Origin of the sequence: Brotaphodocola sp. (genome assembly GCF_050873065.1) — a bacterium.
Taxonomy (GTDB): domain Bacteria; phylum Bacillota; class Clostridia; order Lachnospirales; family Lachnospiraceae; genus Brotaphodocola.
This window is the reverse complement of record NZ_JBNMIC010000002.1, coordinates 17,555-39,084: the sequence shown is the minus strand read 5'-3', so window position 1 is coordinate 39,084 and position 21,530 is coordinate 17,555. Positions and strand designations below refer to the sequence as shown.

Annotated in this window: 18 protein-coding genes; 13 read left to right on the top strand and 5 right to left on the bottom strand. The window is 50.3% G+C overall.

The annotated features are described in order from the left end of the window. The first annotated feature begins 5 nt into the window (after positions 1 to 5). Entirely contained in the window at positions 6 to 998 is a 993-nt protein-coding gene (gene bioB, locus ACR0QE_RS01070) for a biotin synthase BioB (protein WP_432626535.1), read from the top strand. Here bioB and ACR0QE_RS01065 read toward each other — a convergent pair. Next, a complete protein-coding gene (locus ACR0QE_RS01065; protein ID WP_432626534.1) occupies positions 967 to 1,917 on the bottom strand; it encodes a nuclease-related domain-containing protein in 951 nt (316 codons plus the stop codon). The genes bioB and ACR0QE_RS01065 overlap by 32 nt on opposite strands. Before the next feature lie 359 nt (positions 1,918 to 2,276). Here ACR0QE_RS01065 and nrdD point away from each other — a divergent pair, with 359 nt between their 5' ends. Together nrdD and nrdG are read left to right on the top strand one after the other, a co-directional pair. Next, the gene (gene nrdD / locus ACR0QE_RS01060; protein ID WP_432626533.1) at positions 2,277 to 4,403 is read left to right on the top strand and encodes an anaerobic ribonucleoside-triphosphate reductase; all 2,127 of its coding nucleotides are present in this window, start codon (positions 2,277 to 2,279) and stop codon (positions 4,401 to 4,403) included. A 79-nt stretch (positions 4,404 to 4,482) separates the two neighbouring features. Next, complete coding sequence (gene nrdG, locus ACR0QE_RS01055) at positions 4,483 to 5,010, top strand: anaerobic ribonucleoside-triphosphate reductase activating protein (protein WP_432626532.1); 528 nt, start codon at positions 4,483 to 4,485, stop codon at positions 5,008 to 5,010. A 1-nt stretch (position 5,011) separates the two neighbouring features. Here the strand turns inward: nrdG and ACR0QE_RS01050 are convergent, their stop codons facing one another. Next, positions 5,012 to 5,929 carry an aldose 1-epimerase family protein gene (locus ACR0QE_RS01050; RefSeq protein WP_432626531.1) on the bottom strand — a complete coding sequence of 306 codons (918 nt, stop codon included), beginning with the start codon at positions 5,927 to 5,929 and terminating at the stop codon, positions 5,012 to 5,014. Between the two features lie 121 nt (positions 5,930 to 6,050). Beyond that, complete coding sequence (locus tag ACR0QE_RS01045; protein WP_432626530.1) at positions 6,051 to 7,121, bottom strand: LacI family DNA-binding transcriptional regulator; 1,071 nt, start codon at positions 7,119 to 7,121, stop codon at positions 6,051 to 6,053. 347 nt (positions 7,122 to 7,468) lie between these two features. Between ACR0QE_RS01045 and ACR0QE_RS01040 the strand changes: the two genes are divergently transcribed. From ACR0QE_RS01040 to ACR0QE_RS00995, 10 genes are all read left to right on the top strand, one after another. Next, entirely contained in the window at positions 7,469 to 8,275 is an 807-nt protein-coding gene (locus ACR0QE_RS01040; RefSeq protein ID WP_432626529.1) for an ABC transporter permease, read from the top strand. Beyond that, on the top strand, positions 8,251 to 9,042 hold the full coding sequence (locus ACR0QE_RS01035) for an ABC transporter ATP-binding protein (RefSeq protein WP_432626528.1): 792 nt from the start codon (positions 8,251 to 8,253) through the stop codon (positions 9,040 to 9,042). Before ACR0QE_RS01040 ends, ACR0QE_RS01035 begins: the two co-directional genes overlap by 25 nt. 87 nt (positions 9,043 to 9,129) lie before the next feature. After that, positions 9,130 to 10,221 (top strand): ABC transporter substrate-binding protein, encoded by a 1,092-nt coding sequence (locus tag ACR0QE_RS01030; protein WP_432626527.1) that lies wholly within the window; start codon positions 9,130 to 9,132, stop codon positions 10,219 to 10,221. Positions 10,222 to 10,441: 220 nt separating this feature from the next. Beyond that, positions 10,442 to 11,260 (top strand): glucosamine-6-phosphate isomerase, encoded by an 819-nt coding sequence (locus ACR0QE_RS01025; RefSeq protein ID WP_432626526.1) that lies wholly within the window; start codon positions 10,442 to 10,444, stop codon positions 11,258 to 11,260. A 15-nt stretch (positions 11,261 to 11,275) separates the two neighbouring features. Further along, positions 11,276 to 12,448 carry an N-acetylglucosamine-6-phosphate deacetylase gene (gene nagA, locus ACR0QE_RS01020; protein ID WP_432626525.1) on the top strand — a complete coding sequence of 391 codons (1,173 nt, stop codon included), beginning with the start codon at positions 11,276 to 11,278 and terminating at the stop codon, positions 12,446 to 12,448. A gap of 48 nt (positions 12,449 to 12,496) precedes the next feature. Then, entirely contained in the window at positions 12,497 to 13,693 is a 1,197-nt protein-coding gene (locus ACR0QE_RS01015) for a diphosphate--fructose-6-phosphate 1-phosphotransferase (RefSeq protein WP_432626524.1), read from the top strand. Next, positions 13,690 to 14,577 carry a triose-phosphate isomerase gene (locus ACR0QE_RS01010; protein WP_432626523.1) on the top strand — a complete coding sequence of 296 codons (888 nt, stop codon included), beginning with the start codon at positions 13,690 to 13,692 and terminating at the stop codon, positions 14,575 to 14,577. The genes ACR0QE_RS01015 and ACR0QE_RS01010 overlap by 4 nt, the downstream gene beginning before the upstream one ends. A 17-nt stretch (positions 14,578 to 14,594) precedes the next feature. Continuing rightward, positions 14,595 to 16,091: a lactate racemase domain-containing protein gene (locus tag ACR0QE_RS01005; RefSeq protein WP_432626522.1), complete on the top strand. Its 1,497-nt coding sequence runs from the start codon at positions 14,595 to 14,597 to the stop codon at positions 16,089 to 16,091. A 52-nt stretch (positions 16,092 to 16,143) separates the two neighbouring features. Continuing rightward, positions 16,144 to 17,292: a class II fructose-bisphosphate aldolase gene (locus ACR0QE_RS01000; RefSeq protein ID WP_432626521.1), complete on the top strand. Its 1,149-nt coding sequence runs from the start codon at positions 16,144 to 16,146 to the stop codon at positions 17,290 to 17,292. A 308-nt stretch (positions 17,293 to 17,600) separates the two neighbouring features. Continuing rightward, positions 17,601 to 18,338 (top strand): transglycosylase domain-containing protein, encoded by a 738-nt coding sequence (locus ACR0QE_RS00995; RefSeq protein ID WP_432626520.1) that lies wholly within the window; start codon positions 17,601 to 17,603, stop codon positions 18,336 to 18,338. Between the two features lie 137 nt (positions 18,339 to 18,475). On the opposite strand, the gene ACR0QE_RS00990 is transcribed toward ACR0QE_RS00995, so the two are convergent. Both ACR0QE_RS00990 and ACR0QE_RS00985 read right to left on the bottom strand, forming a co-directional pair. After that, on the bottom strand, positions 18,476 to 19,111 hold the full coding sequence (locus ACR0QE_RS00990; RefSeq protein ID WP_432626519.1) for a GNAT family N-acetyltransferase: 636 nt from the start codon (positions 19,109 to 19,111) through the stop codon (positions 18,476 to 18,478). 72 nt (positions 19,112 to 19,183) lie between these two features. Further along, on the bottom strand, positions 19,184 to 21,262 hold the full coding sequence (locus ACR0QE_RS00985; protein WP_432626518.1) for a M28 family peptidase: 2,079 nt from the start codon (positions 21,260 to 21,262) through the stop codon (positions 19,184 to 19,186). Positions 21,263 to 21,530: the final 268 nt, after the last annotated feature.

Below are 21,530 nucleotides of genomic sequence, written 5' to 3'. Positions count from 1 at the left end.
ATTCTGTGAATAACGAAGAGATCTATGCAAAGATTTTTGCACAGGAGGAGCCGAACCTGACGCGTGACGAGGCGATTGCGCTTATCAACCTGCCGGATGAGAGACTTGGAGAGCTGATGCGTGTTGCAGGAAATCTGCGGACAAAATACAAGGGAAACCGCGTGAGCATTCACATCCTGACGAATGCGAGAAGCGGAAACTGTTCCCAGAACTGTGCGTACTGCGCGCAGTCGAGCCGTTCCCAGGCGGATATTGACAAGTATAAGTGGGTTGCAGATGAGAAGCTCTACCGCGACAATACCTTTGTGCAGGAGAACCATCTCTCCCGCCATTGCATCGGACTGAGCGGAATGGGATTTACCGATGCGGAGATTGAGGAGCTTGCCGCAAAGATCCGCGTGATGAAGGCGGAGGGCACCCATCTTTGCTGTTCTATCGGATTTCTGACAGAAAAGCAGGCTCTGATGCTCAAAGATGCCGGTCTTGACCGGATCAACCACAACTTAAACAGCAGCCGCTCCTACTATCACAACATCTGTACGACCCACACTTACGAGCAGCGTGTCCAGAATATCCGTATGCTTCAGAGACTCGGATTTGAGATTTGCAGCGGTGGAATCATCGGAATGGGCGAGAGCAGGGAGGATGTTGTCGATATGCTTCTCGATCTTCGCGAGATTCGTCCGCAGGCGCTTCCGATCAATTTTCTGATCCCGATTCCGGGAACTCCGCTCGAGGGAATCGACACTTCGATCCTGACTCCGGAGTATGGGCTGAAAGTGCTCTGCCTTGCGCGCCTTCTCGTCCCGCAGACCGACATCCGCTGTGCGGCAGGACGTGAGATCTACTTTAAGGGAAGAGAGAAGGAGCTTTTAAGCGTCGTGGATTCAATCTTTGCATCCGGCTATCTGACTGCCGGCGGGCAGGGAATCTCCGACACCATAAAGGCAGTTACGGATGCCGGATTTACCTGTGAGATTGAGTCTTCCGGGGTGTAGGTTTTGTTGATTTTCCGGCAGATTGAGTCTGTGACTGACTCGCATGTTTTTGGACGGATTTGATGTGACGGTGTTTTTGCGCTGTGCTGACCTGAGTGCATGGATAGAGCAGGTTTGCAATCTGCTCGACTTCTTCTGCACTCAGCGCATGGCGCTTTTTTGAGGCGATCGGAGCGACAGTTTTTGGCAGGGTGCTGTAAGTTGCCGTGATGCTCTCCGTCGTCCGTTTGGGAACAGATTTTAAATCACAGTGATCAGAAAAGACGATGACCGAGTGGATCGGCACGTCTTTTTTTGTTTGTCTTGCATTTCCATATCGGGAAGGTGCCGATCCTGAATTTGCAGATTTGTATGTCCCGGATGCACTGCCATTTGAGGCAGCGGCAGAGATTTTGTTTCTGCCATTCTGTGCAGAAAGATCCCGGAATTCCCGTGACAGAAGTTCTTTTAGACAGGAAATATGGGAGCGGTTCTGCAGAATCGGATTGAAAAAGGAATTCTGCGTTGTGGAATGGCCTTTTGCCGGAAGCGTCTGCGTCCAATATTCATCTGCTTCCTTTCCGGCAATCACACCCCCATAGTTTTTGCTCTCAAACACATAGATTCCGCTGTGGTGGATCATCATTGCGTCAACTTCAGTTGTCTCCCCGGAACGCCATGGAAGATAACAGTTGAATAAAAACTTAGCACCGTCTCTCTCGTAGGACGCGAGATTCTGGTAAATCTGGTATTCGCCGTGAGCACCCTTATCCTGTTGGATTTTCCGATAGGAATTGTGAGTGATTTTGTGATAAGTGGTCTTGCGAAATTGTCCGGCAGGGCTGTTTGTAAAGTGATGCCATAAGAGTGCAAGAAGCACAAAAAGGACAAGGATCGGAATAAAAACAGATAGATTGAGATTGTTGTTTAGCAGATGCATGGTGAGTTTTGTCCTCCAGTTTTATTAATGGATTTTTGCTCGTGACTGTGAAGGTACTGAACAGTTACGAAATCCCGAAGTTTATTATACGCACAGATTTTCTTTTCGGCAAGTATGCCGCGAAGATCCCCTTTTTCTCTTTTCGGCTTTTTGCATAGTCGAGAAAAGAACGGTTTTAAGGGAAGTATCGCGGGAAAGGCGGGAGCACATGAGATCAGGAGCTGATTTTTTTATGGAATCCGCATATAGACAAAGTGGACTTCTGCTCGTATAATAAAGCTTGCAGTGTCATATATAAATACTATATATTGATGCATGAGCGTGAAAAATAACTATATATAGTTGGGAGACGAGCGGGGATGAAAGTACAGAAACGGGATGGAAGAATCGCGGTTTATGATGCCAACAAGATCCGGGCGGCAATTCGCAGAGCAAATGAGACAGTGGAGAAATCCGAACAGGCAGATGACGGGCTTGTGGAGCAGACGATTCGCTGTGTGGAAGAGCAGGCAGAGGATGTGATTCCGGTCGATACGATCCGGGATCTGGTCGAGAGACAGATGATGGGGCACAACAAATATATGCTGGCGAAGAAATATATGATTTACCGTTATCAGCGCGCACTGCTTCAGAAGACCAACACAACAGACGAATCGATCTTAAAACTGATTCGCAATGAGAACAAGGAACTGGCGGAGGAGAATTCTAATAAAAATACGGTTCTTGCGTCGACGCAGAGAGATTACATTGCGGGAGAGGTGTCAAGAGACGTGACAAAGCGTCTGCTTCTGCCGGAGAAGATTACGATGGCACATGAAAACGGTGTCCTGCATTTTCACGACGCAGACTATTTTATTCAGCCGATTTTCAACTGCTGCCTGATCGATATCGCAGATATGCTTGATCATGGCACCGTGATGAATGGAAAGCTGATTGAGACGCCGAAGAGCTTTCAGGTTGCGTGCATTGTCATGACGCAGATCATTGCGGCAGTCGCAAGCAACCAGTACGGCGGTCAGTCCGTGGCGATCAAACACCTCGGAAAGTATCTGCGCCGGAGCCGGGAAAAATTTGAGCGGGAGCTGATCGAGGAATTCCATGATGAGATCAGTGCCGAGGAGCGCGAGCGGATCGTCGGAATCCGTCTGCGGGACGAGCTTCGTTCCGGTGTGCAGACGATCCAGTACCAGATCAACACGCTGATGACGACGAATGGCCAGGCGCCGTTTGTGACCCTGTTTTTGCAGATTGATCCAGATGATGAATATGTGGAAGAGAATGTCATGATTATTCGTGAGATTCTCCGCCAGCGGATTCAGGGAACGAAAAATGAGGCCGGAGTTTATGTGACACCAGCGTTTCCGAAACTGATTTACGTGCTTGATGAGTGCAACTGCTTAAAGGGTGGTCCGTATGACGATGTGACCCGTATGGCGGTGGAATGTTCTGCAAAGCGGATGTACCCGGACTATATTTCCGCAAAGAAGATGCGGGAGAATTACGAGGGCAATGTGTTCAGCTGTATGGGATGCCGCTCATTTCTGTCGCCCTGGAAAGATGAGAACGGAAACTACAAGTGGGAGGGACGTTTCAATCAGGGTGTTGTCAGCATCAACCTTCCGCAGATCGGAATTCTTGCGAGAGGAGATGAGGAGAAGTTCTGGAAACTTCTCGATGAGAGACTGGAGCTTTGCCGTGAGGCGCTGATGTGCCGTCACAATGCGCTTCTTGGAACTCTCTCTGATGTGAGTCCGATTCACTGGCAGTACGGGGCGATTGCGCGCCTGAAAAAGGGCGAAAAGATCGACCGTTTCCTGAATGACGGTTATTCCACCCTTTCTCTCGGCTACATCGGAATCTATGAGATGACGTATCTGATGAAGGGTGTCAGCCACACAGATCCGGTCGGACGGGAGTTTGCATGGAAGGTCATGAAGTATATGCATGACAAGACAGAAGCGTGGAAGAAGGAGACTGGTCTCGGATTCGGACTCTACGGAACGCCGGCAGAGTCTCTCTGCTATCGCTTTGCGCGGATCGACCAGCAGAAGTATGGCGTGATCGAGAATGTGACGGACAAGGGATATTACACGAATTCCTATCATGTCGATGTGCGCGAGAAGATCAATGCATTTGACAAGTTCCGTTTTGAGAGTGAATTTCAGAATCTCTCGACCGGAGGGGCGATCTCCTATGTGGAAGTCCCGAACATGATGAACAACCTCAAGGCGATGGAGACTCTCGTGACTTACATTTACGACAACATCCAGTATGCGGAGTTCAACACGAAGTCGGATTACTGCCAGGTGTGCGGATATGAGGGAGAGATTAAACTCAATGACAATCTGGAGTGGGAGTGCCCGCAGTGCGGAAATAAGGATCACAGCAAGATGAATGTGACGCGGCGGACCTGTGGATATCTCGGAGAGAATTTCTGGAATACCGGAAAGACGAAGGAGATCAAGAGCAGGGTTTTGCACCTGTGAGAATTTCAAGTCCGGTCCGTTTGAAAATAAGAAAAATATAAAGGCGCAGATCTGAGTGCCGGCATTAGGAGAGAAAACGATGAATTATGCAACAATCAAGTCGGTGGATATCGCAAACGGACCGGGAGTCAGGGTGTCTCTGTTTGTGAGCGGGTGTCCGCACCACTGTAAGGCCTGCTTCAATGAGGAGGCCTGGGATTATCAGTACGGTGAACCATTTACGGAGGAGACGCAGGAGTATCTGCTTGGCCTTCTGGCTCCGGATTACATCGAGGGAATGACCCTGCTTGGAGGAGAACCGATGGATCCGAACAACCAGAAAGCTCTGCTTCCGTTTGTGAAAAAAGTTCGCGATACCTATCCGAATAAGACAATCTGGTGCTTCACCGGATATGATTTTGAGAAAGAAATCCTCGCAAAGATGGTACCGGAGTCAGAGACGACGAGAGCGCTTCTCTCATTGTTTGATGTCATGGTGGATGGACGTTTTGTGGAGGAAAAGAGAAACTTAAGCCTGAAATTCCGCGGTTCCGAGAATCAGAGAATCCTCAACGTAAAAGAATCACTGAGAGAGGGAAAAGCCGTCTGGGTGGAGGAATTCCGCTAAGTTACACCATCCGAATCCTCATCTGGTAACTTTTTACCGTGTGCGCCGCAAGTCGCTGGACCTGATATTTATGGATGAACTCATCGTCCTCGTCCGCACGGATTGCGCATCCGTTCCAGGGTTCGATGCAGAGGAAAGGAGCATGTTTTCCGTTTGGGGTCCAGAAGCCGATCCCATCAAAATCCGGGTAGGCGACCTCGACACCGTGACCGCTGTTTCGATTGACCAGACGCACAGCATGAGCCTCGGTTTTTTCGAAGTAGACGGCATCCCGATCAAAGAGATCATAGTGCAGCGGGAGCACGGACTCATTTGCGAGAGTGATTCCGTGCTTTGCCGGATCGAATTCCAGTTTTTCGAGATCATAGAGAACGGATGAGATCGATTCCTTCTTTTCAAATTCTAACTGATAGTCCTCAAAAACTGCGCCATCTTCCATCGGACAGAGAAAACCGGGATGAGCGCCGATGCAATAGCAGATTTCACGGTTCATTGGGTTTTCCACCCGGTAATCCATTTGAAGAACCCCATCAACAAGCCGGTAAGTCAGAGCCAGGACAAACTCATATGGATAATGGGCCCGCGTCTCTTCGTTTGCGCAGAGGGTGAATTGTACCTCCGAATCAGAGAGCTGTTTCGCCTGAAACTCTGAGGTACGGCAGAAACCGTGTTTGGCAAGCTCGTACCATTTGCCGTCAAATTTTGTCCGGTTGTTTCTGCTGTTTCCGATCGCGGGGAAGAGCAGAGGAGAGCAGAATCCCCAGATTTCAGGGTCCCGCTGCCAGATGTGCTCTCTGCCGGACTGATCTTTGAGAGAGATCAGCTGTGCCCCGAGCGAGTCGATCGATGCAGAAGATATAAAGTTCTCGTGATCCTCGTGAAGCTTACCGGAAATGTTGCTGTGAATCGTAAAAATCATACGGCAGAATCCTCCCTTTTCTTTTTCTTTATGGTTTTCTTTTTTTATACGTGTTTCTTTGGCGTTTCTTTTTATTATGAATTCTTTTATTTTCTTTTCTTTTATTTTCCCATTGTTTTCGTCAATAATTTTCGTCTCTCGGGTGCAGTGGGCGTGCAGGTCCACAGCTCTCCCTGTTTGCAATGTAAAACGGAAGATTGATTTTCATCGGGAGAGTATGGCCGCCCTCAATCCGGTCAATCAGAATTTTGGCAGCCATCTGTCCCATCTCCTCAATCGGGATGTGGACGGTCGTCAGCATCGGGATCAGATACTGGGCAGTCTCGATATCGTCAATGCTGATGACGGAGATGTCGCCGGGAATGGAGTATCCGGCTTCTTTAATTGCGCGCATGGCGCCGATGGCGGTCATATCGTTCGGACAGAAGTAGGCGGTGGCGTCACAGTTCTGTTCAAGAAGTTTTTTTGCGCCGAGGTATCCGCCCTCCGACGAGAGGGTCACATTGCTGACATATCCTTTGTAGACGGAGATCTGTGCTGCCCCTAGGGCGTCGAGATATCCGCGGTAGCGGTCTTCGCGCTCTGTCTCCCCGATGTAGGCGATTTTTTGGTGACCGAGATGAATCAGATGATTGATCGCCGTGACGGCAGCCTGATAGCCGTCACAGATAATCTGGTCATAGCGGGCATCAAGACCGTTGAGTCCGGCATACACCACATATTGAAAGTACTGTTTTAAAAATTTCAGGAGCTGTTTGTCGCAGCGCCCGAGGACGGCAACGCCATCCACGTGATTGTCCAGAATCAGACGGTACGTGTTTGGATGGTGGATGTCGAAGGCGGAAAACGTGTACTTTAAAATATAGTTGTGGCGAAAGGCTTCCTTCTCAATGCTGCGCGCAAGCGGGGAAAAGAAATTGTCGGTGTTGGTGTCCTCGACTCGCGCAAACAGGCAGGCGAGAGTGTGAGATCGGGTGAGATCTGAATGCTCATTTCCTTTTTTCAGCTGCCGGGCAGAGCTGTTAGGGGTGTATCCGGTCTGGCGGACAATCTCCCAGATTCGATCCTGCACTTCCTTGCTGGCAGGACAGCGTCCGCTCTTATTGATTACGCGGGATACTGTGGAAATGGAAACTCCGGCCTGGGCCGCAATCTCTTTCAGTGTCATCTGGTGTTCCTTCCTCCTTTTCATAAAATTTGGGTACTTCTGTTTTTTCGCTATTTTCTTTTATTTATTAAGAGTATAGCGGATTTTGTGCAAAAAGAACAGAGCGGATTACACAAAAAGGAAGGCAAAAAATTAGGCAAAATAAAGCCAAACGTTTGCTTAAAAAGGACGTGCTTTTATTGTGAAATATGTTATAATAGCATTACAAACTCAAAAGAAAAGTGTCAAAATACACAAAAAATAGACGGGGAAAGCAAAAAAGGAGGAAGAACAGAGCGAAAAGATAAGAAAAAGACAAGGGAAAGATAGGGGAAAGCAAAAACAGACAGGGGAAAGCAAATGAAATAGAAAAAGGAGAAGGAGGAAACGAGATGTCTTCTGATGCAGAGAAACAGAAAAAGAAGGAAAGAGATCTGATTGGAAAGATTCCGAATGGGGGATGGCTTCTGATTTCACTGTTTGCAGCGATTGCACTGTGGAAGTGGCTGTCGATCAATCCGAGAACATCGCGCAGTTTTCCGTTTTTGCCGGAGGTGCTCGAGGCGCTCAAGACGATGCTCTCACGTGGAGTACTCTGGGATGATTTCGCCAGCAGTATGATCTCGGTAATTCTCGGATTTATACTTGGTTTTGTGACTTCCGTGCCGGTTGCGTTTCTGATGGCATGGTATCGCCCGGTTCGATATATCGTGGAGCCGTGGATTCAGTTTGTTCGAAATATTCCGCCGCTGGCTTACGTACCACTCGTAGTTATCTCAGCGGGTGTCGGACGCAGACCGCAGGTCATTGTTATCTGGCTGGCGACGTTCTTGATCATGACCGTGACGATCTATCAGGGTGTGCGAAATGTGGATGAGACGTTGATCAAGGCGGCGAGAGTGCTTGGCGCAAAGGATAATGATCTGTTTGTGAAAGTCATTTTCCCGGCAACGACGCCGTTCATCATCACGGCAGTCCGTCTCGGTGTATCCGTAGCGCTGACGACTCTGATTGCGGCAGAGTCCACCGGTGCAATCGCAGGACTTGGAATGAGAATCCGGTCGCTGAACAACAGCTTCGAGGTGGCGCCGATGCTTTTGTATGTCATCATCATCGGTATCATCGGACTGACAAGTGAGAAGGTAATCAAATATCTGGAAAGGAAGTTTACGGGATGGCAGGAGACGAGAAACGTGTAAAAGTGAAGATAGACCATGTCGAGAAGATTTATGAGGGCCGAAAGGGAAAGATGGTCGCTTTAAACGGAATTGACCTCGACATCATGGAGAATGAATTCATCTGTGTGGTAGGACCTTCCGGATGCGGAAAATCCACTCTGCTCAACATCATTGCGGGACTGCTTGAGCCGACTTCCGGTGCCGTGTACGTGGACGGAAAAAAAGTGGAAGGAACCGGAACAGAGCGAGGCGTGGTCTTCCAGCAGTATGCACTCTTTCCATGGCTGACGGTTCTCAAGAACGTCATGTTCGGTCTGAAATTAAAGGGCATGAAGGATGAGGAAGCAAAAGAGATTGCGATGAAATACATCCGCATGGTACAGCTTGAGGATTTCGTGGATGCCTATCCGAAGGAACTGTCCGGAGGCATGAAACAGAGAGTGGCGATTGCCCGCGCGTATGCGGTACAGCCGGAGGTGCTTCTGATGGACGAGCCGTTCGGAGCGCTCGATGCGCAGACGAGGACGCAGCTTCAGTCCGAACTGATCCGCACCTGGCAGGAGGAGAAGAAGACCTGTTTCTTCATCACCCACGACGTGGAGGAGGCAGTCATCCTCGCAACGAAGGTTATCATCATGAGTGCCCGCCCGGGACGGATCAAGAAGATCGTGAATGTCAATCTGCCGTACCCGAGAACACAGGAGATGAAGATGGAGCTTCCATTCCTCGATCTCAAGACCTATATCTGGGGCGAAGTTTACAAGGAATATCTGGAAGTTCGAAAATAGGACGAGAGTTGAATTTGGAACGTGAGAAATGTTTTTTGATTTTGCAAAGTGGGATGAGAAAAGAAAAGGATCAAGGAGGATCTTATTATGAGAAAACGAAGAATCTTATCGGCGGCATTGGCATCTCTTCTGGCAGTCTCCTTAGTGGGATGTGGAGGCAGCAAACCGGCTGAGACGAAGGCAGCGGAGACAACTGCGGCAGCAGCGGAGACGAAGGCAGCAGAGACGAGTGCAGAGGCAAAAGCGGAAGAGAGCAAGGCGGAGCAGACATCGCAGGATCCGATTACCCTCAACATCGCCTACATGCCGAACTATGGAAGCCTTTGGTCAGTGACGACGGCAGCAGAGAAAGGCTACATGGAGGAGCAGGGAATCACCGTAAATATGATCGAGTTTGCGGATGGACCGACGATCATTGCGGCACTGGAGTCGGGAAGCGTCGATATCGGATACATCGGTCAGGGCGCCCATAAGCTGTGTATCAACGGACAGGCAAAGATCATTGCACTGTCTCACATCTCAAACGGTGATGCCGTGATCGGCGGGCCGGAAGTCAAGACGCTTGAGGATCTGAAGGGAAAGAAAGTGGCATACTCCTCCGGTACTTCGAGTGAGGATATCCTGACAAATGCACTCACCAAGGCAGGTCTTTCGATGAGCGACATCACGGCAGTTGATATGGATGCCTCCGGTATCGTTACCGCAATGGTTTCCGGTGGTGTGGATGCATGCGCAACCTGGTCTCCGAACAGCTTAAAGATTCTCGAGGAAGTGAAGGATTCCACGAAGCTTGCGGATAATATGACGTTCTCTGACACGACGGTTTCTCTGGGAAGCTGGATTGTAACTCCTAAGTATGCAGAGAGCAATCAGGATAAGATCCTGCGCTTCACGAAGGCTCTGTTTAAGGCAATGGACTATGCGGCAGACGGAAACTATGAGGAAGTTGCGAAATACGTTGCCAACCAGACAAAGACGGATGAGAGCAGTGTGTATGAGCAGCGCGGAGATGCAGACTGGCTGACCGGAGCAGAAGTTGCAAAGGGAGCAGCAGACGGAACGGTTGAGAAATACTACAAGACCCAGCAGGAGAATTTCATTGCAGGCGGTCAGGTAGAGAAAGAAGTTCCGATTTCCGATTATGTTATGCTTGACAATATGGTAGAGGCAGGAAAATAATAGATACGGAAAGCGGCGAATAATAGGCGAATAGGGACAGAAACGAATAAAGGGAAATAGAACAGCTTAAACAGTATGGAGGCTGCCGTCATCTGGCGGCAGTCTCTTTCTGACTGGATTTCCATTCACTTATCGTTGTCTTTCCGGAAACATGCCTGGACGTAGAAACGGAAGACTTCAGACGTGGCAATTTATTTAGCAGGAAAGGAAAGAACAGAATATGCGTCATGAGTATTATCAGTACAACAAGGAAGAACTTCTGAGAGATCCGAAAATCGCTCTGAGCTGTCTTCCGGACAATGAAGCGGTCTTCCGCCAGATGGCAGACCAGATGATCGATGAGATCGAGAAGAACAATCGTGCAGAGAGAAAGACGGTGTTTATCTGTCCGGTCGGCCCGGTGGGGCAGTATCCGTACTTTGTGGAGATGGTGAATGAGCGAGGACTGAGCCTGAAAAACGTCTGGTTCATCAATATGGACGAGTATTTAGATGATCAGAAACAGTGGGTTCCGATGGATCATCCTTTAAGTTTTCGCGGATTTATGGAGAGAACGGTTTACTCACAGATTTATGAGGAACTGCTGATGCCGAAAAGACAGAGAGTTTTTCCGGATCCGAACGATGTGGGATACATTCCGAGACTGATTGAGGAACTCGGCGGGGTTGACATCGCCTTTGGCGGAATCGGAATCAACGGACATGTGGCATTTAACGAGGCAGATCCCTCCCTCACAAATGAAGCGTTTCTGAATCAGAAGACGAGAGTGCTTGCGATCACACCGGAGACGCGCACCGCAAATGCGATCGGGGATTTCAATGGTGCGCTTGAGGACATGCCGCACTACTGCATTTCGATCGGTATGTATGAGATCTCCCATGCGAGAAAGATCCGCCTCGGATGTTTCCGTAACTGGCACCGGGCAGTTGTTCGGCGCGCAGCTTACGGAGAGCAGACATCTGCATTTCCGGTGACACTTCTTCAGGATCATCCGGATCTCACACTGACTTTCACAGATTTTGTGGCAAATTTGGAGTAGGGAGGAAGATCGCTCATGGAACTGCTTTTGAGACATGGCAAGGTATATCAAAATCATGGATTTGCAGAGAAAGACGTCTGGATTAAGGACGGGAAAATTGTGAAAGTGGGAGAAAATCTGGATGCTCTGCCCGGTATCGGTTCTGAGGCAAAGATTTTGGATGTGAGCGGACTCTCAGTGATTCCGGGGCTGATCGACATTCACACACACGGAGCGGTCGGTGTGGACGTCAACTCAGCGCAGGCAGAAGATTTTGAGAAGATCTGCCGCTTTCAGGCGAGTCAGGGTGTGACTGGATGGCAGGCATCGATTCTGACGGACACGAGGGAGCAGACGCTGTGGGCAATCGGGGAATACCGGCGCTGGAAACAGCTTCCCCACGAGGGAGCCACGCTGCTCGGCATTCATCTTGAGGGACCGTTTCTTGCAAAAGAATACAAGGGGGCGATGCCGGAGCATCTCTTAAAGACTCCGGATCTTAAGCTTCTTAAAGAATATCAGGAGGCAGCCGGAGGAGACATTCGCTACATCACGGTGTCGCCTGAGGTAGAGGGTGTGGTTGAGGCGATTCCGGAGATAAAGAAACTTGGAATGGCGGTTGCGATCGGGCATTCCGGGGCCGACTATGAGACGGCGCGCCGGGCAATTGCAAACGGGGCGGCGAGTGCTACCCATGTGGGAAATGCGATGAGACTTCTGCATCAGCATGAACCAGCGATTTTCGGGGCGGTGCTTGAGGATCAGAATGTCTATGCGGAGATGATCTGTGACGGGCGCCATCTGCATCCCGGAACGGTTCGCCTGATTTTGAAGGCAAAGGGAGTGGAGCATGCGGTCGCAATCACAGACTCGATCATGGCAGCGGGACTTCCGGATGGATTTTATCATCTCGGTGTCAATGAGGTTGTCGTGAAGGATGGAGATGCAAAACTGGTCAGCGATGGAACGAGAGCGGGAAGTACGCTGACTGCGGTTCGTGCGATTCAGAATCTTGTCAAGTTTACCGGCAAATCGCTCGCTGAGGTTGTGCCGTTGATGACGGAGAACCCGGCAAAGCTGATTGGGATCTATGACCGGACGGGATCGATTGCGCCGGAGAAAGATGCGGATCTGACGATTATCGATGAAAACCTGGAGGTCGTTTACACCATTGCGAGGGGAAACTGCTGTTACCCGCAGAGCAAATAGCAGGAAAGAGAACCCGCAGCGAAAAAGCAGAAGGGAGCGGATCGGAAGATGGAAAAAAATGTGCTCGTGATCCACGGCGGAGGTCCGACAGCTGTGCTGAATGCCTCTCTTTACGGGGCTGTTTTGGCGGCGAGAGAGAGCGGAGAGATTTCTCATGTGTATGGGGCGATCGGAGGCAGTGAGGCGATTTTGAAGGAGGATTTTCTGGATCTGATGCAGGTTCCGGAAGAGGATTTAAAACGCCTTCTTGTGACACCCGGCACGGCGATCGGTTCCTCGCGGTATGCCTTGAGTGATGAGGATTACGCGAAAATGCCGGAGATTTTTGGGCGGTGGAACATCCGATATGTGCTTCCGACCGGTGGAAACGGAACGATGGATACCTGCGGAAAGATCCAGAAGGCATGTGAGAACACGGGAATCCGTGTGGTTGGAATTCCGAAAACGATCGACAATGACATTGCAGTCACCGATCACACACCGGGATATGGAAGCGCGGCGCGCTACTTGGCGGAGACGGTTGCCGAGATTGGCGCCGATGTGAAATCGCTGCCGATTCATGTGTGCATTGTCGAGGCGATGGGACGAAATGCCGGATGGATCACCGCAGCATCCGCTCTCGCGCGAGAGAAAAAGGGAGATGCCCCGCACCTGATTTATCTGCCGGAGCGCCCGTTCCGGGAGGAGGAATTCCTCGAGGATGTCAGACGCCTGCACGAAAAACTTGGCGGAGTGGTCGTCGTCGCAAGTGAGGGACTCAAAAAGGAGAACGGGGAACCGATCGTGCCTCCGCTGTTTCGCTCGGGGCGTTCCGTGTACTACGGAGATGTCGGAGCGTATCTTGCGGAGCTTGTGATCCGTAAGCTTGGAATCAAGGCGAGAAGCGAGAAACCGGGAATCTGCGGGCGGGCTTCGATTCCGCTCCAGTCAGCGGTCGACCGGGAGGAGGCGGTGCTTGCAGGGCGAACCGCATTTGAGGCAGCGCACTCCGGACAGACCGGCGTGATGGTCAGCTTTGTGCGGGAGGACCGTGCGGACGGAAGTTACCGGATGCATCCGGGAACAGTTCCGATTCAGGAAGTCATGATGTATGAGCGAAAAGTACCGGACTCCTACATCAACACGCGGGGAAATGATGTGACGGATGCATTTGTCTCATGGTGCAGACCGCTTGCAGATATCAAACACCGGGAGTTTATCGATTTTCAGGAGTCCTACTGGGAACGGAAGGGGAAGAGCGAATGAAACATATTTATCTGAATCTGAAACGATTTGATATTCCGAAAGAGGCCGGAGGGGTGAATGCACTTGCACCGATCCGGGAGTGGGGAGCAAAGATTATTCGGGATACGCAGGATGCCCTGCGGGAGTATAACCGGGAAGACGTGGAATTTGCGATGTATTTTCCGGAAGCTCATCTGATTCCGGCTTTGGAAGCTCTCGGAGAGAACAGCCCGATTCAGGTCGGCTGTCAGGGGGTCTTCCGCGCGGATACCGAGTGCGGAGGAAATTTTGGAGCATTCACGACCGGAAGAACCGCAAACGCGATGCGGGCCCTCGGCTGTGAGAGTGTGCTGATCGGCCACTGTGAGGAGAGACGGGATAAGAGCGGAATCATGAGGGAACTGATGCATTCTGCGGGGACACCTGAGATTCCAGAAGATGCGGTGCGAAAAGCCGTAAACCGCATTTTAAATCAGGAGATCCGGGAGGCCGTGCGCGCGGGAATGAAGGTGCTCTACTGCATCGGGGAATCTGCCGAGGAACAGCCGGTCTGGAGAGACGTGCTCAAAGAACAGCTTGAGACGGGGCTTGCGGGCGTGGAGCGGTCTGAGATCACAATCGCTTACGAGCCGATCTGGGCGATTGGACCCGGAAAGACTCCGCCGGATCAGGCGTATATGGAGAAAATCGGCGCTTATGTCAAGGAAGTCACCGGTGGAATGGATGTCGTCTACGGAGGCGGTCTGAAGAAGGAGAATGCAAAGCTGCTTGCAGGTGTGCCGTCAATGGATGGCGGTCTGATTGCACTGACCAGATTTTCCGGGGAGATCGGTTTCTATCCGGAGGAGTATTTGGAGATCATCCGCCTTTACATGGATGGTGTAGAGAAAGACAAAAAGTATTGATTCAGGAGGGACGGAGAATGAAGTTATCGTTTGAATATGGACAGGGACTGATGAGTGCAGAATTGCCGGATACCACAGATGTTTTTATTCCCGGGGAAACCGTGCCGGATCCGCCGTGTATTCCGGAAGATCAGATAGAGGCAAAGACGCTCGAGTCTATCCGCAATCCGATGGGAATGCCGCCTCTGTCTGAGCTTGCGCACAAGGGATCAAAGGTCACGATCGTTTTCCCGGACATCGTGAAGGGCGGCACTCAGCCGACTTCCCATCGAAAAGTATCGATCAAGCTGATTTTACAGGAGCTCTACAACGCAGGGGTGGAGAAAAAGGACATTCTTCTGATCTGCTCAAACGGTCTGCATCCGAGAAGCACGGAACAGGAACTTCGCCAGATTCTCGGGCCGGAGCTGTTTCAGGAATATTGGTACAGCCATCAGATCATCACCCACGACAGCGAGGACTACGATCACATGGTAGATCTCGGAACGACAGACCGCGGGGATCCGGTTCTGATGAACAAATATGTGTATGACAGCGATGTGGCGATTCTGATCGGACACACGCAGGGAAATCCTTACGGCGGATATTCCGGTGGATACAAACACTGTGCGACCGGAATCACGCACTGGCGTTCCATTGCCTCCCACCATGTCCCGGAGGTTATGCACCGTGCAGATTTCACCCCGGTAAGTGGAAAATCCCTGATGCGCACGAAATTTGATGAGATCGGTCAGCACATGGAGAAGTGCATGGGCAAGAAGTTCTTCTGCTGCGATGCAGTTTTAGATACCTATTCCCGCCAGATTGAGATCAACAGCGGCTATGCAAAGGTTATGCAGCCGCACTCCTGGATCATGGCAGACAAGCGCACCTATGTGCCGTGGGCAAAGAAAAAGTATGATGTGATGATTTTCGGTATGCCGCAGGCGTTCCACTATGGAAACGGAATGGGAACAAACCCGATCATGCTCATGCAGGCAATCTCGGCTCAGGTGATCCGGCACAAGCGCGTGATGAGCGACAACTGCGTTATCATCTGTTCTTCCATCTGCAATGGATATTTCCACGATGAGCGCTGGCCGTATTTGAGAGAACTCTATGAGATGTTCCAGAAAGATTACATGAACACGCTTCCGGATCTGAACCGCTACGGTGAGTATTTTGCGACGAATGAGGAGTACATCCGCAAATATCGCTTCTGCAATGCATTTCATCCGTTCCACGGCTTCTCGATGATAAGCTGTGCACACATTGCGGAGATGAACACGTCGGCGATTTACCTCTGCGGAGCCCAGGAACCGGGCTATGCGCGCGGAATGGGACTCAAGACCCGTGCGACAATCGAGGAGGCTTTAGCAGATGCGATGAAGAAGTATGTCGGACCAAACCCGAATATTCTTGCACTCCCGCAGACATTCAAGCTGGGTGCCGTGCATCTGATGATGGAGGGGGAGACGCCGGATGGAAAGGGTGCACAGGACTGCCATTGTGCTGCCCATATGCATCACATGTAAAAAGATGGAGCATCAGGCGGACTTTCGGATGAATAGATAAGGGGGAAAATTTATGCCGCTGATTCCTTTACGTCCTCTTCTTGAGGCGACGGTAACATATGGATTTGGGCAGGGTGCATTCAATGTGAATGCAGTTGCCCAGGCGAAGGCTGTGATTGAGGTGCATGAGATGTTCCGATCCGCTGCCATTTTGCAGGGAGCAGATCTCGCAAATGGATTCATGGGCGGGCGGACAGATTTTGCGAATGCGACGATTGAGGACAAGAAGATCGGCGCAAAAAATATCGCGGATGCCGTGAAAAAATATGGGGCAGATTCAGAGATTCCGATTGTGCTTCATCTCGATCACGGGCGTAATTTTGAGTCGTGTGTGGCAGCGATCGAGGGGGGATACACTTCCGTCATGATTGATGGTTCGTCGCTTCCGTTTGAGGAGAATATGGAGTTGACGAGGGAAGTTGTCAAATATGCGCACGCGAGAGGGGTGAGCGTGGAGGGAGAGCTCGGCGTTCTTGCGGGAGTGGAAGATCACGTCTTTGCGGCTTCCTCGACATACACGAATCCGCTCGATGCAGTGAAATTTATCCAGAATACCGGAGTTGATGCCCTTGCCGTTTCCTATGGCACGATGCATGGCGCCTCAAAGGGAAAGAATGTCAAACTCAGAAAAGAGATCCCGATTGCGATTCGGGAATGTCTGAATCATCTCGGAATTTTCTGTGCCCTCGTTTCCCACGGTTCCTCCACCGTGCCGAAGTATATCGTGGATGAGATCAATGCACTTGGCGGAACCCTAAGCAACACTTACGGTATCTCGATCGAGGAACTGAAGGCGGCCATTCCGTGTGGCATCAGCAAGATCAACGTCGATACAGACATTCGTCTTGCAGTGACCCGCAACATGAAGGAGCTTTTTGCAAAGTACCCTGAGAAGCGGACAAGCGCATCGATCGGTGCGATTTATGAGCTTCTTGAGACGAAACGGGATCAGTTTGATCCGAGAGTCTTCCTTCCGCCGATCATGGATACCGTGATGTATGGAACGGTTCCGGATGAGGATGTCGCCGCAATTGTGGACTGCCTTGAGCGCGGAGTCAAAGAGGTTGTCGGAACGCTGATTGTCCGGTTTGGCTCTTTCGGAAAGGCACCGCTTGTCAAGCAGAAATCGCTGGATGAAATGATCGAATTTTATAAGGGTTGATTGCTATTCCCGTATTTCCAGAGAAGACCTCCAGATGTTAGATTTTCGGATCTGACTTTTGGGGGGCTTCTTATTTATGCTTGTGGGAAATCGTGAATTGTGTAGAAACTGTGTTGAAAACATGAAGATGGCATTCCGAATCTTGTAATAAATCCGTCAGAATTTTCCAAATATTGTCATAAAGTATAAGAGATTGGTAAAGTCTTACCGCCTCCTTCCGTGCTAGAATAAATACATCGATAAAAGAAAGTTTCATAAAAGAAATTCATGAAGAAGAATTTATAAAATACGCGGAAGGAGCGGTGAACATGAGACTGAGAAAATTAACTGGATGGATGACAGCGACAGCGCTGACGGTGATGAGTTGTACCGGGTTCACCGTTCTGAAGGAAGGATATGAGGCATATCAGGAGGCAGTTGAGGCGCAGAGTCTTGACGACAAGATTGCACAGATCCGGGCGAAAAATGGATATACAAAACTTTCGGAGCTTCCCGATACCTATGCGCAGGCGGTTGTGTCTGTAGAGGATCATCGGTTTTATCACCATTTTGGACTTGATCCGATTGCGATTGGACGGGCTCTGGTCCGGGATTTAAAAGCCAGACGGTATGTGGAGGGCGGAAGCACGATCACCCAGCAGCTTGCAAAGAACCTGTATTTCAGTCAGGAAAAGCAGCTCTCGAGAAAGGTTGCAGAAGTCTTTTTAGCACTGGATCTCGAGCAGAAGTATTCCAAGGAGGAGATTCTCGAACTGTACGTCAACAGCATTTATTACGGGGACGGCTACCAGAACGTTGGACAGGCAAGCCGTGGATATTTCGGAAAAGTCCCGTCGAAGATGAGTGACTACGAGTGCACGCTTCTCGCGGGTGTTCCGAATGCCCCGTCCCGCTATGCCCCGTCAAAACATCCCGATCTTGCGGCAAAGCGCCAGCAGAAGGTGCTCAGCCGGATGCAGGTCTGCGGATATCTGACAAAGGAGGAGACAAGTGAGGTGAATGCGCAGATTCTCGCGATGAATTTGAATTTTGCGGGAGCGAATTAAGCGAGGAAGAATTAAAAAGCCCCGCCCCCTAACTATTGACATAAAACCCAAAATAACGTGGCTTAGGATCCGTTTTTTATGATCTTGAGCCACGTTATTTTTATGTGAGTAATAAGTTGGTTATATGTACGTTTAAGTTACTGAATTTCACGGATCAGACAATACTGCTTGAGAGGAAAATTCCTCTTCATCACACCGTAAGTCTTGAATCCCAGATGATGATAGAAATCAAGATTTTTCTCATTGTGTGTTTCAAGAGAAATCATCATGCGGTGTTTTTCAGCATAATCAATCGCTTCTTCCATCAGGGAAGCGGCAATGCCGTGGTGCTGCATCTGCGGATCCACTGCCAGATAGATGATGTGGAGGCGCTGGTCCTGATGCAGCTGGTCTGTCCAGCTGGAGTTGAGGTAATCATTTCCCTTCAAAAAGTTCTGAAAAGTCTTGAGGGAGTGGTCTTCCTTGATCAGGTAGGTGTCTGTCTGAAGTTTTGCCTTTGTCTCTGCAAGATAAAACTGGAAGATGTTGTACGGCTCCGCCTCATCGGAGACAACGAGAACTCCGTTTAAATCCGGGCTGTCCGCAAAGATTTCGCAGGTCTCGTAGAACTCGTCCATATCGCAGTGAAACAGTTCCGGCATCAAACGCTTGCGCACATCCGGATCGGGAATCAGAGTTTCGTAAAGGGGATCATGTGCAAAACATCGGTTTAAAAGCTGTTCAAGCTGTGGCAAATCTTTGCGCTGTACGCGGTATAGTTTGTTACTGTCCATAAATTGATTGACCGTATGAGAACGGTTGTCTTTCCTTTCGTGAATATTCCTCTAGTAAAATGTTGTTGGTTCTTACAGGAATACCGTCTTGACCAGTCGGGAGAGTTCTACCAGCGTGTCCGCAAGTAATCTGTGCTGGTTGTCCCGAATGACGGTGAGCTGACGGATTTCCTCTTCGTAATCCGTTTCGCCGGTTTCCTGCTTTTTCAGAAGGCTCTTGACCAGACCGTAGAGGTTCTCATGGGGCATCAGACGTCCATATCCCCATTTCAGGCGCTCTTTCGGCTGGTGAAGCACATAGTTGGTGAAGTGATTGTAGACATCTTCATCAAACATGAAGGCGTATGCATTGTTGTCGACCTGATAGAGGCGTCTGAGTGCAGAAGAGAGTTTTCCGCTCTTCAGCGCGTGGATGGATCCGGAGACGAGCTTTAAGTTTTTGAGAAGAATCTCGTGCGGATACAGGACATTTCCGTACCAGTCGATGCGGACAAGTGCGTCCTGCGCTTTTTTGAAGCGGTCGAGCAGGAGTGCCTCCGTCTCACGTGCTCTCTGGAAAAGTTCTTCCGCCTGCGCATCCTCGCCCTCATTTAAAAGATGGCGGTACAGGTTGTTTGACACCTCAAGGTCATCGTAGTCTCTCCAGGCTTTCTGCTCTGCGATGCGCAGCAGGTCACAGAGAGAAGAAATCTGGAATTCCAGATCTGCGCCGGAAGCATCGGTGCCGGAGTGCAGTCCGTGTTTGCTGTTCTCGGAAAAATCCAGATCGTTGTCGTCAAGTCCGTGGAAAGCGTGATGCATGACCGGGGCGAAGCAGAGCGGAACAACGGCTGTCTCATCGAGAGCCACAATCAGCAGGGCAAAGAGTTCATGGTGCAGGCGGTAAACCTGAGCATCGTAGAACTCGTCATTGTCAAACTGGGAGTGGTAATGAGTCTCCATAAAGCTGCCGCCGGTGAAGTCATTGACCATCGACGGAATTCCGGAGATGGCAATTGAGAAATCATCCGACCAGGTCTCGATCGGAGCGGTGATTCTCGTCTCCTCCGGGTAAGCCCGGGTCAGCTCGGGAAGCTCGGAGAGGTAATCCTCAAGGAACTGGGTGTACTCATAACAGCTTCGGATGCGTGCACGGGTGCCGTGGGCAAGTGCCGGAAGCTCAAAGTTCAGATCGGCGATGACTTTGCCGACCCACTCCGGATGGGCGGTGAAGACCTGCTCGTAAGCGCCGGTGGACCAGTCAAAGTTGGAATCTGCAACCCCCCATTCTTCCGCTGCCATCGCGCAGAAGACGATCGTATTGCGCGGCTTGAATCCGCTGTCGATCAGGGCTTTTGCGATGCCAATCATCATCGCGATTGCCGTGTTGTCATCCTGAAATCCGCTGAAGTAGGAATCGTAGTGGGCGGAGAGCATCACCATGCGGTCAGGGTGAAGTCCCGGAATCCGTCCGACGATGTTGTAAGTCGTGCAGTCGCGGATGACGCGCGTGTCAGAATCGAGAATGACTTTGACGCTTTCGTCCCCGGCAACTCCCTCCTTGGCGTGGAGCAGGTGCTTGAGTGCTTCGGCGTCTTTGCGTGAGATTGAGAATGCAGGGGCATCCTCCGGTCCCGCAATATCCTGTGCATTGAGCGCTTCATCATCGATCTCTCCGTATCCTCCGCACTGGACGGCGATCAGTGCGCGTGCTCCTTTTAAATGAGCCTGATAAACCGGATAATTGATCCACCACTCATCGCGCTGGTTGATGTCAACGAGAACAAGTTTGCCTGTGACATCCTTTCCCTCGTAGTCGGAGGCAGTTCCCTTTCCGAGATACATCAGTTCAAATTCCTCGGGGCCATCCGTCACGAGCGTCGTCTGGTAGGCGCCGAGCTGGACCTCGCGGGAGTTTCCATTTTCTTCCGTGAAATGAAGAACCGCTTTTTTAAATTCCCATCCGTCAACAGTGATGGCATCTTTTGTCACATCTGAGAGACCGATGGCTTCCATTTCTTTTTTGAGCATCTCGCCGGTCTCAAATTCTGCCCGGGAACCGGCACTGCGGTAACCCAGAACTTCGTTGGAACGAAACTGTTCCATCCGTTTTGCAAGACGGTAAGAATAGTCGATATCAATATGTTTTAAAATCGTTTCCTGAAGAGTCATTAATCGCTTTTCCTCCTGTCAAATTCAGATTCATTATAGCACCGGAATGAAAAACTGGCTACCGTTCCTGAAAAGGAATTTTTCGCATTGGGAATTTCTGGTTACTGTACACGGGCAGGAGTTTTCGGAACAGAAAATTCTGTGCGGTAAGTGAGAGAGCAGATGGAAATGGCTTTGTGCTTGACACAGGATGAAGGTTGATGATATAATCGCGTTTGCTAAAACCCATGAGGATGTGGATTTTTCTAGAGAGACTCTATTTTCGCCA

Excerpts from the sequence above, each read along its gene's own strand:
- ACR0QE_RS01065 (WP_432626534.1), bottom strand. The coding sequence starts at position 1,917 with ATGCATCTGCTAAACAACAATCTCAATCTATCTGTTTTTATTCCGATC.
- nrdD (WP_432626533.1), top strand. The coding sequence starts at position 2,277 with ATGAAAGTACAGAAACGGGATGGAAGAATCGCGGTTTATGATGCCAAC.
- nrdG (WP_432626532.1), top strand. The coding sequence starts at position 4,483 with ATGAATTATGCAACAATCAAGTCGGTGGATATCGCAAACGGACCGGGA.
- ACR0QE_RS01050 (WP_432626531.1), bottom strand. The coding sequence starts at position 5,929 with ATGATTTTTACGATTCACAGCAACATTTCCGGTAAGCTTCACGAGGAT.
- ACR0QE_RS01045 (WP_432626530.1), bottom strand. The coding sequence starts at position 7,121 with ATGAAAAGGAGGAAGGAACACCAGATGACACTGAAAGAGATTGCGGCC.
- ACR0QE_RS01040 (WP_432626529.1), top strand. The coding sequence starts at position 7,469 with ATGTCTTCTGATGCAGAGAAACAGAAAAAGAAGGAAAGAGATCTGATT.
- ACR0QE_RS01035 (WP_432626528.1), top strand. The coding sequence starts at position 8,251 with ATGGCAGGAGACGAGAAACGTGTAAAAGTGAAGATAGACCATGTCGAG.
- ACR0QE_RS01030 (WP_432626527.1), top strand. The coding sequence starts at position 9,130 with ATGAGAAAACGAAGAATCTTATCGGCGGCATTGGCATCTCTTCTGGCA.
- ACR0QE_RS01025 (WP_432626526.1), top strand. The coding sequence starts at position 10,442 with ATGCGTCATGAGTATTATCAGTACAACAAGGAAGAACTTCTGAGAGAT.
- nagA (WP_432626525.1), top strand. The coding sequence starts at position 11,276 with ATGGAACTGCTTTTGAGACATGGCAAGGTATATCAAAATCATGGATTT.
- ACR0QE_RS01015 (WP_432626524.1), top strand. The coding sequence starts at position 12,497 with ATGGAAAAAAATGTGCTCGTGATCCACGGCGGAGGTCCGACAGCTGTG.
- ACR0QE_RS01010 (WP_432626523.1), top strand. The coding sequence starts at position 13,690 with ATGAAACATATTTATCTGAATCTGAAACGATTTGATATTCCGAAAGAG.
- ACR0QE_RS01005 (WP_432626522.1), top strand. The coding sequence starts at position 14,595 with ATGAAGTTATCGTTTGAATATGGACAGGGACTGATGAGTGCAGAATTG.
- ACR0QE_RS01000 (WP_432626521.1), top strand. The coding sequence starts at position 16,144 with ATGCCGCTGATTCCTTTACGTCCTCTTCTTGAGGCGACGGTAACATAT.
- ACR0QE_RS00995 (WP_432626520.1), top strand. The coding sequence starts at position 17,601 with ATGAGACTGAGAAAATTAACTGGATGGATGACAGCGACAGCGCTGACG.
- ACR0QE_RS00990 (WP_432626519.1), bottom strand. The coding sequence starts at position 19,111 with ATGGACAGTAACAAACTATACCGCGTACAGCGCAAAGATTTGCCACAG.
- ACR0QE_RS00985 (WP_432626518.1), bottom strand. The coding sequence starts at position 21,262 with ATGACTCTTCAGGAAACGATTTTAAAACATATTGATATCGACTATTCT.